General features: G+C 68.8%; 11 protein-coding genes and 1 pseudogene. 5 read left to right on the top strand and 7 right to left on the bottom strand.

The annotated features are described in order from the left end of the window. Window positions 1-12: 12 nt before the first annotated feature. The 5 genes and pseudogenes from DFR72_RS40605 to DFR72_RS40585 all read right to left on the bottom strand — a co-directional run bounded on the left by DFR72_RS40605 (window position 13) and on the right by DFR72_RS40585 (window position 5,449). Window positions 13-1,563, bottom strand: a complete 1,551-nt coding sequence (locus tag DFR72_RS40605) for an acyl-CoA carboxylase subunit beta (RefSeq protein WP_090072487.1) — start codon at window positions 1,561-1,563, stop codon at window positions 13-15. Next, window positions 1,563-2,675 carry an acyl-CoA dehydrogenase family protein gene (locus tag DFR72_RS40600; RefSeq protein WP_245983865.1) on the bottom strand — a complete coding sequence of 371 codons (1,113 nt, stop codon included), beginning with the start codon at window positions 2,673-2,675 and terminating at the stop codon, window positions 1,563-1,565. Before DFR72_RS40600 ends, DFR72_RS40605 begins: the two co-directional genes overlap by 1 nt. Then, window positions 2,672-4,143, bottom strand: a pseudogene (locus DFR72_RS40595) (acyclic terpene utilization AtuA family protein). Before DFR72_RS40595 ends, DFR72_RS40600 begins: the two are co-directional and overlap by 4 nt. A gap of 47 nt (window positions 4,144-4,190) precedes the next feature. Beyond that, window positions 4,191-4,925: a TIGR03084 family metal-binding protein gene (locus DFR72_RS40590; RefSeq protein ID WP_090072483.1), complete on the bottom strand. Its 735-nt coding sequence runs from the start codon at window positions 4,923-4,925 to the stop codon at window positions 4,191-4,193. Then, window positions 4,922-5,449: a TetR/AcrR family transcriptional regulator gene (locus DFR72_RS40585; protein ID WP_090072706.1), complete on the bottom strand. Its 528-nt coding sequence runs from the start codon at window positions 5,447-5,449 to the stop codon at window positions 4,922-4,924. Before DFR72_RS40585 ends, DFR72_RS40590 begins: the two co-directional genes overlap by 4 nt. 138 nt (window positions 5,450-5,587) lie before the next feature. Here DFR72_RS40585 and DFR72_RS40580 point away from each other — a divergent pair, with 138 nt between their 5' ends. Both DFR72_RS40580 and DFR72_RS40575 read left to right on the top strand, forming a co-directional pair. After that, complete coding sequence (locus tag DFR72_RS40580; protein ID WP_090072481.1) at window positions 5,588-6,319, top strand: putative protein N(5)-glutamine methyltransferase; 732 nt, start codon at window positions 5,588-5,590, stop codon at window positions 6,317-6,319. 19 nt (window positions 6,320-6,338) lie between these two features. Next, window positions 6,339-6,686 (top strand): nuclear transport factor 2 family protein, encoded by a 348-nt coding sequence (locus DFR72_RS40575; RefSeq protein ID WP_245983864.1) that lies wholly within the window; start codon window positions 6,339-6,341, stop codon window positions 6,684-6,686. A 35-nt stretch (window positions 6,687-6,721) separates the two neighbouring features. On the opposite strand, the gene DFR72_RS40570 is transcribed toward DFR72_RS40575, so the two are convergent. Beyond that, the gene (locus DFR72_RS40570; protein WP_090072477.1) at window positions 6,722-8,698 is read right to left on the bottom strand and encodes an intein-containing Rv2578c family radical SAM protein; all 1,977 of its coding nucleotides are present in this window, start codon (window positions 8,696-8,698) and stop codon (window positions 6,722-6,724) included. Window positions 8,699-8,743: 45 nt separating this feature from the next. Between DFR72_RS40570 and pnuC the strand changes: the two genes are divergently transcribed. Genes pnuC through DFR72_RS40555 form a run of 3 tightly spaced genes read left to right on the top strand, consistent with a single transcriptional unit; the run spans window position 8,744 to window position 11,755 of the window. After that, a complete protein-coding gene (gene pnuC / locus DFR72_RS40565; protein WP_245983863.1) occupies window positions 8,744-9,313 on the top strand; it encodes a nicotinamide riboside transporter PnuC in 570 nt (189 codons plus the stop codon). Continuing rightward, entirely contained in the window at window positions 9,310-10,371 is a 1,062-nt protein-coding gene (locus DFR72_RS40560; RefSeq protein WP_090072472.1) for an AAA family ATPase, read from the top strand. The genes pnuC and DFR72_RS40560 overlap by 4 nt, the downstream gene beginning before the upstream one ends. Next, the gene (locus DFR72_RS40555; protein WP_342768720.1) at window positions 10,349-11,755 is read left to right on the top strand and encodes a YibE/F family protein; all 1,407 of its coding nucleotides are present in this window, start codon (window positions 10,349-10,351) and stop codon (window positions 11,753-11,755) included. The genes DFR72_RS40560 and DFR72_RS40555 overlap by 23 nt, the downstream gene beginning before the upstream one ends. On the opposite strand, the gene DFR72_RS40550 is transcribed toward DFR72_RS40555, so the two are convergent. After that, complete coding sequence (locus DFR72_RS40550; protein WP_090072468.1) at window positions 11,676-12,029, bottom strand: DUF1304 domain-containing protein; 354 nt, start codon at window positions 12,027-12,029, stop codon at window positions 11,676-11,678. The genes DFR72_RS40555 and DFR72_RS40550 overlap by 80 nt on opposite strands. Between the last annotated feature and the right edge of the window lie 13 nt (window positions 12,030-12,042).

Genomic DNA, 12,042 nt, shown 5'->3' with positions numbered 1-12,042 from the left:
TCATCTTCGGGCTCACATCCGGAAGACGCCGAAGCCGTCGGCGCCCTTGATCGGTCCGCTGTGGACAGCGGAGAGGCAGAGGGCGAGCACGGTCCTGGTGTCGCGCGGGTCGATCACGCCGTCGTCGTAGAGCTTCCCGGACAGGAACGGCGCGAGCGACTGCTCCTCGATCTGCGCCTCCACCATCTTGCGCATGGCGGCGTCGTGCTCCTCGTTGTACTCCTGCCCCTTGGCCATCGCGGCCTGCCGTCCGACGATCGAGAGCACACCGGCGAGCTGAGCAGGGCCCATCACGGCCGACTTGGCGTTGGGCCAGGTGAACAGGAACCTCGGGTCGTACGCCCTGCCGCACATGCCGTAGTTGCCGGCGCCGTACGAGGCGCCCATCGTGATCGTCAGGTGCGGGACCCGACTGTTGGAGACGGCGTTGATCATCATCGAGCCGTGCTTGACGATGCCGCCTTGCTCGTATTGGGCGCCGACCATGTAGCCGGTGGTGTTCTGCAGGAACACCAAGGGGGTGTCGCTCTGGTTCGCGAGCTGGATGAACTGCGTGGCCTTCTGCGACTCCTCGCTGAACAGCACGCCGCGCGCGTTGGCGAGGATGCCGACCGGGTAGCCGTGGATGCGGGCCCAGCCGGTGACGAGGCTGTTGCCGTACAACGGCTTGAACTCGTCGAAGTTCGACCCGTCGACGAGCCGTGCGATGACGTCGCGCGGGTCGAACGGCACCCGCTGGTCCTCGGAGACGAGGTCGAGGATGCTCTCGGCGTCGAACAGCGGCTCTTCCACCGGTGCCGGCTCAGGACCCTGCTTGCGCCAGTTCAGCCGGGCGACGACCCTGCGCGCCAGCCGGATCGCGTCGGTCTCGTCCTCCGCCACGAAGTCCGCGAGCCCGGACGTGGCGCCGTGCATGGTCGCGCCGCCCAGCGACTCGTCGTCGGAGTCCTCCCCGGTCGCCATCTTGACCAGCGGCGGACCGCCCAGGAACACCTTGGAGCGGTCCTTGATCATGATCACGTAGTCGGACATGCCGGGCACGTACGCACCGCCGGCCGTCGCGTTGCCGAACACCGCCGTGATCGTCGGGATGCCGGCCGCGCTCAACCGGGTCAGGTCGCGGAACGCCCTGCCGCCGGGGATGAAGATCTCGCTCTGCGTCGGCAGGTCCGCTCCGCCCGACTCGACGAGGCTGACCAGCGGCAGCCGGTTCTGCAGCGCGATGTCGTTGGCCCGCAGTGACTTGCGCAGCGTGTACGGGTTCGACGAACCGCCGCGCACGGTCGGGTCGTTCGCGACGATCACGCACTCGACGCCCTCGATGCGCCCGATGCCGGTGACGACCGACGCGCCGACCGGGAAGTCGGTGCCCCACGCGGCGAGCGGGGACAGCTCCAGGAACGGGCTGTCCTCGTCGACGAGCAGCTCGACCCGTTCGCGGGCGAGGAGCTTGCCGCGCTTGTGGTGCCGCTCGACGTACTTCGGCCCACCGCCCGCGAGCGCTTTGGCGTGCTCGGCGTCCAGTCCCGCGATCTTCGCGAGCAGCGCCTCCCTGTTGCCCATCAGGCGAACCCCAATCGTCGTGCCGCGAGCTCGGTCATCACTTCACTCGCCCCGCCCCCGATGCCGAGGATGCGGGCGTCCCGGTAGTGACGCTCCACTTCGGACTCCCGCATGTAACCCATGCCTCCGTGCAGCTGCACCGCTTCGTCGACCACCTCGGAGCAGGCGTCGACGGCGGCGTTCTTCGCGAAGCAGACCTCCGTGACGCAGTCCTCGCCTCGGTCGATCCTCGCCGCGACCTCGCGCGTGTACGTCCGTGCCAGGTCGATCTTCTGCGCCATGTGCGCGAGCTTGTGCCGCACCACCTGGTTCTTGATCAGCGGCTTGCCGAACGTCTCGCGGTTGCGGACCCACTCGACGGTCAGGTCCAGCGCCCGTTGCGCCGTCGCGTACGCCTCGACCGCCATCGTCACGCGTTCGACCTGGAACTGCCGCATGATCTGCGCGAAGCCCTGGTTCTCCTCGCCCACCAGGTTCTTCACCGGCACGCGCACGCCGTCGAAGTGCAGTTCGGCGGTGTCGCTGCAGTGCCAGCCCATCTTGTCGAGCTTGCGGCGCGTGAACCCGTCCTCGATCACGAGCAGCGAGATGCCCTGGTAGCCCTCGCCGCCGGTCCGCACCGCGGTCGTGACGAAGTCGGCCCGGCAGCCGGAGGTGATGAACGTCTTCTCGCCGGTGACGACGTAGTGGTCGCCGTCCCTGACCGCCTTGGTCCTGATCGCCGCGACGTCGGAGCCGGCGCCGGGTTCGGTGACCGCGAGGCTGCCGATCTTCTCGCCGCGGATCGCGGGCTTCGCGAACCTCTCGACCAGGTCGTCGTTGCCGCTCTGCCAGATGTGCGGGATCGCGATGCCGAGCGTGAACAGCGCCGCCATCACGCCCGACGAGCCGCCGTTCTGGATGATCTCCTCGGTCAGCGCGACCGAGTCGAGCAGGTCGCCGTGCTCGAACCCGATGCCGAGCAGGTCGAGTTCCGCGGCCTTCTCGTGCAGCTCACGAGGAACTTCGCCGTCGCGTTCCCACTGGTCGAGGTGCGGCGCGATCTCCCTGCGGGTGAAGTCGCGGACCAGTTGCCGCAGTTCTTTCCGCTCGTACAGGTCCTTCGTGATCACAGGAGCTCCTCCGGGATCTCTACTTCCCTGCTGCGCAGCCATTCGCCCAGCGCCTTGGCCTGCGGGTCGAACCGGGTGCTGCTCGCCACCCCGTCACCGAGGAGGCCGTGCAGCACGAAGTTGAGCGCCTTGAGGTTCGGCAGCTCGTACCTGCTGACCTCGCGCGCCTCCGGCAGCAGCTCCTGGAGCTTCTCGGTGGTGAGGAAGCCGTTCAGCCACTCGAAGGCCTCGTCGCTGCGCACCCACACACCGAGGTTCGCGTCCCCGCCCTTGTCGCCGCTGCGTGCACCGGCGATCGTTCCCAGCGGCCTCTTCACAGCAACACCGCCTTGGCACTGACCTCGTCGCGGTTCACGTAAGCCGCCTGGTAGACGCCGAACGGCGTCCCGTCGCCGGGTGGCGCCGTGACGTGGAACCCGGGATAGCTCGCCAGCGCCAGCTCGATCGCGGCCCGGCTGAAACCCTTGGCCCGCTTGGGGTCCGCCGTCTTGATGGTGACGTGCAGCAACGCGCTGGCCTGCTCCTCGGTGGCCGCGTCGTGCTGGTCGGTCCGCGCCAGCGTCCAGGTCAGTCCGTCCTCACCGATGGCGTCGTGGAGCTGCCGCCGGACCAGGTCGGCCTTCTGCTGAACGTCGAGTCCGGTGAGGACGAACGTCGTGGAGTTCCGGAAGCCGCCCAGCGTGTTCAGGCAGACCTTGAGCGTGCCGGGAGGCGGACTCCCCCTGGTGCCGCTGATCCTGACCCCGCGCTCGTGCGCGTCGAGCCTGATCGTGTCGAAGTGCGTGGTGACGTCCGGCCCCAGGTACTCGGGCGCCCCGATCTCGTACAGCAGCTGCGCCGTCACGGTGTCGACCGTGACCGCGCCGCCCGTGCCGTCGTGCTTGGTGATCAGGCACGAGCCGTCGGCCTCGATCTCCGCGATCGGGAACCCCGGCCGGGTCACGTCGATCTCGGTGAAGAACGAGTAGTTGCCGCCCGTGGCCTGCGTCCCGCACTCCAGCACGTGCCCGGCGACCGTGGCTCCGGCCAGCCGGTCCCAGTCGTCGCGCGCCCAGCCGAAGTGCGCCGCGGCGGGCCCGACCACGAGGCTCGCGTCGGTGACGCGCCCGGTGACCACGACCTGCGCGCCCTGGTCCAGGCACTCCGCGATCTCCCACGCGCCGAGGTAGGCGTTGGCGGTCAACGCTTCGGGGAACCGCGCCTTGAGGTCGTCGCCCGTGACGTACCCGACCTTGGCGCCGAGCTTGCGCGCCAGGCCTTCGGGGTTCAGGCCACCGGCGTTGACCACGATCTTGACGCCCTTGTCGAGCGCCAGCGCGAGGCAGTCCTCCATCTGCCGCAGGAACGTCTTCGCGTAGCCCAGCGACGAGTCCTTCATGCGGTCGCGCCCGAGGATGAGCATGGTCAGCTCGGCGAGGTAGTCGCCGGTCAGGACGTCGAGCTCGCCACCTTCCAGCTGCTCGCGCATCGCGGACAGCCGGTCGCCGTAGAACCCGGACGCGTTGCCGATCCTGATCAACGGCCACCTCCGGGCGGCCCCGCGAACGCCTGCGCGATCGGCATCCACTCCTCCGCCACCGGGCCCGAGGCCTCGATCGCGAGCTCCTTGCGGTTGCGGCGCTGCGTCACCAGCCACGCGAAGTCCAGCGCCGGCCCGGAAACCCGGTTCCCGGCGTCCTCCGGTCCCCAGGTCCACGACTCGCCGCCGGGCCCGGTCAGCTCGACGCGCACCTCGTCCGTCGGCACCGCCAACCCGTTGAGCAGGAAGGCGAACCCCATCGTCCGCACGCCGATGTGACACACGTGCCTGATGCGCGCGGTGGGTTCCCGCACCACCCCCAACGCGTCCGCGACGTCCTGCCCGTGCGCCCAGGTCTCCATGATCCGCGCGGTCGCCATCGACGCCGGACTCATCGGCGGCCCGAACCACAGGATCTTCCCGGTGGCCTGGGCGAGGTGCTCCAGCAACGACTTCCTGCTGTCCCGCCACAGCTCCAGCAGGTTCGGCGACACCGCCGCCTCCGCCGCGGTGCGGTCGACGATGTCGGCGGTCAGCGGCTGCGCCTGGAACGCCTCGGGGTCGGTGATGGCGAGGATCGACGCCTTGTCCGTCCACATGAGATGACCGATCTGGTGCGCCACCGTCCAGCCCTCTGCCGGCGTGGGCACCGACCAGTCGTCCACCCCCGCGACGATCTCGTCCAGCGAGCGCGACTCGGCGTCGAGGTCGGCCAGCAGTTCCGTGATCACAGCTGTTCCTCCAGCATCCGCGCCCAGTAGCGCACGACGTGCGCCCGGCGCTTGGTGTCGTCGGCGAGCTGGTTGGCGAGCGCCAGCCCGCGCACAAGATCAAGGGTCGCCTGCACCGCGTCCCGCACACCCGGCTTCGAGTCGTCTGCGTCGAGCAGTTCCAGAGCCAGCCCGTACACCTCGCGCCCCAGCCGTGCCTGCAGCTCCAGCACCTGCTCGCGCAGCTCCGGGTCGGTGCGCGCGGCCACCCACAGTTCGAGTGCCGCGGTGAACAGGTCGCTGGCGTGGAAGTCCGCGATCAGCTCCACCACGGCGTGCGTGCTCTTCTCGGCGACCTGAGCGCGGCGCTTGAGCGCCTCGACGCTCTCGGCCCCCACGTGCTCCACGGCCGCCGCGACCAGCTCACCGCGCGTGCGGAAGTGGTGCAACTGCGCGCCGCGCGACACCCCTGCCCGCTCGGCCACCTCGGTCGTCGTCGTGCCCGACCAGCCGCGTTCCACCAGGCACTCGACGGTCGCCTCCATCAGCTTCCGCTTCGTCTCGCGCGTGCGGTCGGCCTGGCGCTGCCTCGTCTCCACACCCGGAGTGTTCCGCCAGACAAACAAACAGTCAAGCCTGCTTGTAAGTGACCCGGGAAGAGTTGCTGCTAGCGTCCGCGAGCGATGAGCATCGTGGAACGACTGCGGGCCGCCGGCTGCGTTTTCGCCGAAGAAGAGGCCGCACTGCTGCAGGAAGCCGCTCGCGACGCCGAGCACCTCGAAGACCTGGTCAGGCAACGGGCCGACGGCCTGCCGCTGGAGCACGCCGTCGGCTGGGCGCTGTTCTGCGGGCGGCGGATCGTCGTCACCAGGGGCGTCTTCGTCCCCCGCCACCGCACCGAGCTGCTCGTGGACCTCGCCACCGAACTGAAGCCCGCCACCGTCGTCGACCTGTGTTGCGGCTCCGGCGCGGTGGGCGCGGTCCTGCAACACCGGCTACCGGACGCCACGGTCTACGCCGCCGACATCGACCCCGTGGCCGTGGCGTGCGCGCGCAAGAACCTGACGAACGTGTTCGAAGGCGACCTGTTCGACGCCCTGCCCACGCATCTCAAGGGCACCATCGACGTCGTGGTCGCCAACGTCCCGTACGTGCCGACCGACGACATCCCGTTCATGCCTTCAGAAGCCCGCGACCACGAGGCACGGGTGGCGCTCGACGGCGGCGCGGACGGCCTCGAGGTCATGCGCCGCGTGGCGGCCCAGGCGGCGACCTGGCTTCGCCCCGGCGGACACCTGATGAGCGAGACCAGCGAACGCCAGGCACCGGCCGCACTCGCCGCCTTCACCACCGCAGGACTCGACACCAAGCTCGTGACCAGCGAGGACACCACGGCGGTGGTCGGGCGGCGCTAAGTTCCGTACAATGTACGGTATGGCGTACGACGAGGTCATGCAGTGGTTTGCGAAATGGGACGAGCTCGCGGTCAAGGGCGACGTCGAGGCGATGGCCGACATGGCCCTGTTCCCGGTCAACACGGTCACCGACGGTTCGGCCACGTCGTGGGACCGCGAGACGTTCCTGAAGGAGATGGGGGCCCAGCTGGGCGGTGAGGTGCAGATGGAGTCCACCAGGACGCCGCACTTCATCAACGACAACCTGGTCTTCGTGATCACGGACGGCACGATCAACGGGATCACGGTGCGCTACGGCGACCTGCTCACGAAGGTCGGCGGCGAGTGGAAGTTCCAGACGATGGCCCAGGGCGGGTGGGCCGAGTGAAGGACACCCTGGGGAAGAGGGCGTCCCACTGAGGATCACAGCAGTGTGAGTTGTTCCTGATCGACGCGCGGCGCCGGCACACCCACCGGCAGGCTGCCGTCGGGCCACACACCTTCGTCGTCACCGGGCACACCGGTGGCGGCGTCGGTGGAACGACCCCGCGGTGCCAGCCCGTGCTTCTCGATCAACGGGACCACGCGCGCCGCGAGCCGGGCGCGATACCGCTTGTCCACATAGGACCGGTTGCCGTACAGGTACCGGTACGTCTCGACCAGGTCCGGGTGCTCGCGCCGCAGCCAGGCCGCGAACCACTCCTTCGCACCCGGACGCAGGTGCAGCGGCAGCACGGTCACCCCGGTCGCGCCGGCGGCCGCGATCTGCTCCAGCAGGAAGTCCAGCTGCTCGGTGGAGTCCGTCAGCTCCGGTAACACCGGTGCCACGAACACCCCGCACGGCAAGCCTGCCTCACGCACCTTGCGCACCAGGTCGAGCCGGGCGGCGGGCGTCGGCGTGCCGGGCTCCAGCGACTTGTGCAGGTCCCGGTCCATCAACGCGAGCGACACCGCGATCCCGACCGGCACGACCTCGGCGGCCGCCGTCAGCAACGGCAGATCACGTGCCAGCAGCGTGCCCTTCGTCAGGATCGAGAAGGGCGTGCGGGAGGCGGTCAGCGCCTCGATGATCCCTGGCATCAAGGCGTACCGCCCCTCCGCCCGCTGGTACGGATCGGTGTTCGTGCCCAGCGCCACGTGCTCCTGCTTCCAGCGCGTGGACCGCAGCTGGCGCGACAGCACCTCCCCCGCGTTGACCTTGACGATCAGCTGGTCGTCGAAGTCCTTGCCGGTGTCGAGGTCCAGGTAGGAGTGGGTGTTGCGGGCGAAGCAGTTGTGGGACACGATCCCGTTCGCGATGAAGTCCGCGGTGCCGGTCGAGATGTCGTAGAGGGTCATCTCCCCCAGCGGTTCCACCGACACGACGCCCAGCGGCTGCTTCGACTTGATCGCCACGCCGTCGATGTCGCGCTTGCGGGTGATCGACGGGTCGACGGTGTGGAAGAAGCGCAGGTTCTCCCGCAGCCCTCCACGCAACCGCACGACCCGCACACCACGCCGGCGGCGCAGCTCCTCGATCGCGAAGTCGAAGTCGAAGTGCTTGAGCGCCAGGCAGATCGCTTCCAGCACGGTGGCGTTGCGCGTCGACATCCGCAGGATGCTGCGCGAGCAGGTCCCGAGGTAGTCGAACGCTCCGGCGAGGAATCCCTTGAGCCAGTCGGGGTTCGGGGCTATCTGCCAGTGCGCTAGTTCGCGCACCTGGTGCAGAAATCCCCTCCCTTCTCGCACACCGAAGTAGTCGAGGTACTCCCGTGTGCGGTCCATGGCCTCGATGTCGGCCAGGGGGATGTGGAACTCGGTCTCGTCGTCCACCATGCCGCGCAGGTAGCCGCGGCGGTAGTCGTCGGTCACGGAGGGCTGCTCGACGAACGCCCCCGTGCCCATCAGCTTGTTGCCGGTCGTGAGGTGCGGACGCCGGCCGACGCCCGCCGTGTCGCCCGTCACGTGCTTCCAGCCGCGGTCGGTGAGGAACCGGTGGTCGCCGGACGCGACGACAGTGGTGCCGTCCTCCAGCGTCAACCGATACGCGGTCTTGCGCGTCTCCCAGTGGGCGAGCACCGTCGTGAGCTTGTAGCGCCGGTAGTTGCCGACGAGTTCGGTGCCGTAGATCTCGTCGCCTTCGCGCAACTCGGCCAACGGTTTCGTGCGACCGTTGCCCATGAGGATCGGCGTGTCACCGGCCAGGCAGTAGGTGCAGGCGTGTGAGCAGCCGCGATACGGGTTCACCGTCCACGAGAACGGCAACGACGAACCCGGTACCCCGTTGAGCACGGATTTGGCGCGGACCTCGTGGAACACCACGTCCGCGAACTCAGGAGTTCGTACGCTGCGCACCAGTCCCGGTAGCCCCGGTAGCGCCTGCTGCGGCTCTGCCTCGAGTTTCTGTCCGTCCCATCGCACACCGTCGATTCGAACACATGTTCGAACAGCGGTCAAGGAGTGCACGTGTCACCCATTGAGGTAGCAGGCTTCGTCACCGGCGCACTGTGCGTGTGGCTGGTCGCCCGCCAGAACCCCTGGAACTGGCCCATCGGGATCGCCAACAACATCGCGTTCCTCGTGCTGTTCTGGGGCAGCGGCCTCTACGCCGACTCCGGCCTGCAGATCGTCTACATGGCACTCGCGCTCTACGGCTGGTGGGCGTGGGTGCGTGGCGGCGTGCAGCACAGCGCGTTGCACGTCAGCCGCACCACGACGCCGCAATGGGTCTGGCTCGCGGTCGCCGGTGTGCTCGGAACCGGTCTGCTGCACTGGGTCCTGGTGACGTTCACCGAGTCGACCGTGCCGTTCTGGGACGCCATCACGACGGTGCTGTCGCTGCTCGCGACGTGGGGCCAGGCGCGCAAGAAGGTCGAGTGCTGGTGGTTGTGGATCGCCGCGGACGTGATCTACGTGCCGCTCTACGCGTACAAAGAGCTCTATCTGACGGCTGTGTTGTACGTGGGGTTCATGGTGTTGTGCGTGCTGGGGTTGCGCAACTGGACGAAGGACATCAAGAAGGAGGTGCCCGCGTGAAGGAGTTCGGCCACGCACTCGTGCTCGGCAAGTTCTACCCACCGCACAACGGGCACCACCACCTCATCGAGACGGCGGCCGCGCGCAGCGAACGCACGACCGTCACGGTGCTGGCGGCCTCGCACGAGACCATCCCGCTCGAACACCGCGTGCGCTGGCTGACCGAGACCCACCGCGACACGCCCGGCGTCCGCATCATCGGCGACCTCGACGACCACCCGATGGACTTCGACTCCGACGAGATCTGGAACCTGCACGTCGCACTGACCCGCGCGGTGCTGGCCCGGCGTGCGATCGCGGACGGCGAACCGGGCGCGGCACCCGTCGACGTCGTGTTCTCCAGCGAGAAGTACGGCGACGAACTGGCCGAGCGGCTCGGCGCGCGGCACGTGCTCGTCGACATCGACCGCCTGACGCACCAGGTCTCCGGCACGGCGATGCGCACCGATCCCCTCGCGAACTGGCACCACCTCGCGCCCGCGACCCAGCGCGGCCTCGGCTGGAAGGTCGTGGTCGTCGGCGCCGAGAGCACCGGCACGACCACGCTCTCGAAACAGCTGGCCGCCCACTTCGGAGCGCCGTGGATCCCCGAGTACGGCCGCGAGCACACCGAGCACAAGCTCACGGCGGCACGCGCGTTCGACCCATCAGCCACCGTGGACGGTCTGGTGTGGACCCTGGGCGACTTCGAAGACGTTGCGCACGAGCAGGAACGCCGCATCCAGGCCGAGACCGCACCGCTGGTCGTCGCGGACAACGACGCGTTCGCCGCGACCGTCTGGGGCGAGCGCTACCTCGGTTTCCGGCCGACCCTCCCCCTCGGCTCCGAACCGGACCTCTACCTGCTGACCGACCACGTCGGCGTTCCGTTCGAACAGGACGGCTGGCGTGACGGCGAACACCTGCGGGAGTGGATGACGGGCCTGTTCGAACGCGAGCTCGCCCAGCGCGGCGTGCCGTGGCTGAAGCTCACAGAAAACAGGTTCGCGACGGCCATAACCGCGGTCGAATATCTCATGGGGCAGGATGTCGCGCGTGGGTCACGGTCACGGGCATAGCCACGCGCTGAACGAGGAACCCGCATCGCAGCGCGTGCGCACGTTGCTGATGTGGCTGCTGGTGCCGTTGGCGCTGGCCACCATCGTCGGCGCGGCGCTGCTGTACCCGTTCGGGCACGAGCAGAAGACCGGCGCGGAGATCGGCCTGCACCAGACGCCGGTCGAGGCCGTCGTCACGGGCCTGGCCCAGAACTGCGGTGAGAAGTGCGTCGCGGTGACCGTGCAGATGGAAGACGGCGCCGCGAGCGGGCAGAGCATCACGATCCCGAGCGTGAAGGGCCCCGGAGCGCCGAGCTTCCAGATCGGTGACGAGGTGGTGCTGTCCTACGCGGGCAGTCAGCCGCAGGCCGCCGAGTCGTACCAGATCGTCGACTTCCAGCGCGGCTGGTCGCTCGCCGTGCTGGCGCTGCTGTTCGCAGCCGCCGTGCTGCTGCTCGGCCGATGGCAGGGACTCGCCGCCCTGGGCGCGTTGCTGCTGAGCTTCGTGGTGCTGGTGCTGTTCGTGATGCCGTCGATCCTCGCGGGCGAGAACCCGTTGATGGTCGCGGTGGTCGGCGCCGGGCTGATCATGTTCATGGTGCTGTACCTGACGCACGGCATCTCGGCGCGCACGTCGACAGCGGTGCTCGGAACACTGGTCAGCCTCGCGCTGATCGGCGTGCTGGGCGCGTTGTTCTCGGCCGCGTCGAGGCTGACCGGCCTCGACGAGGACACGACGAACCTCGTCACACTGCTCGGCACCGACATCGACACCCGCGGGCTGCTGCTCGCCGGCACGCTGATCGGCGCGCTGGGCGTGCTGGACGACGTGACGGTCACGCAGACCAGTGCGGTGTGGGAGCTTCGCCGGGCCAACGACGAGCTGACCTGGCGCGAGCTCTTCGCGGCGGGCTCGCGGATCGGGCGCGACCACATGTCGTCCGTCGTGAACACGCTCGTGATGGCCTACGCGGGCGCCGCGCTGCCGTTGCTGCTGGCGATCTCGCTGGCCGGGCGGTCGATGGGCGAGATCCTGACGTCGCAGCAGATCGCGCAGGAGATCGTCCGCACGCTCGTGGGCAGCATCGGCCTGGTGGCGGCGATCCCGGTGACCACCGCGCTGGCCGCCCTGATCGCGGTACGCCAAGAGGTCGCCCCCATCGCCCAGCCCATGTCACAGCAGGCCCCCGAACCCGAGCCTGAGCCCGAACCGAAGACCGTGAAGCGTGCCGCGAAGCCCGTGAAACCCGAAAAGCCACGGCCCGCGCGCATCGAGGGCGACCTCTTCACCGGCTACGACCCCGACAAGGGGCCGTGGGAACGTCCTAGTGAGCCAAGAGCACGAAGAGCAGCGCCAGCACGCCCGGCACCACCTGCACGAAGAAGATCTTCCGGCTCGCCGTGAACGTGCCGTAGATGCCGGCGACGATCACGAAGACCGTGAACAGCACGGACGCGCCGAAGTCCTGGCGGATCAGCGCGTAGATGAGACCGGCGGCGAGGAACCCGTTGTAGAGACCCTGGTTCGCCGCGAGGGCCTTCGACTCCTGCGCGAACTCGGGCGTGAGGCCGAACGCCTTCTGGCCGCGCGGCGTCGTCCAGAGGAACATCTCCAGCACCACGATGTAGAGGTGGATCAACGCCACGAGGGCGAGCAGAACGCCTGCGATGACCTGCACTTGGGTTCCTCCT

The sequence above is a fragment of the Lentzea flaviverrucosa genome (assembly GCF_003350445.1).
In the GTDB taxonomy this organism is placed as follows: Bacteria; Actinomycetota; Actinomycetes; order Mycobacteriales; family Pseudonocardiaceae; genus Lentzea; species Lentzea californiensis.
Note: the sequence above shows the minus strand (reverse complement) of the source record. Positions and strands in the feature narration are given on the sequence as shown.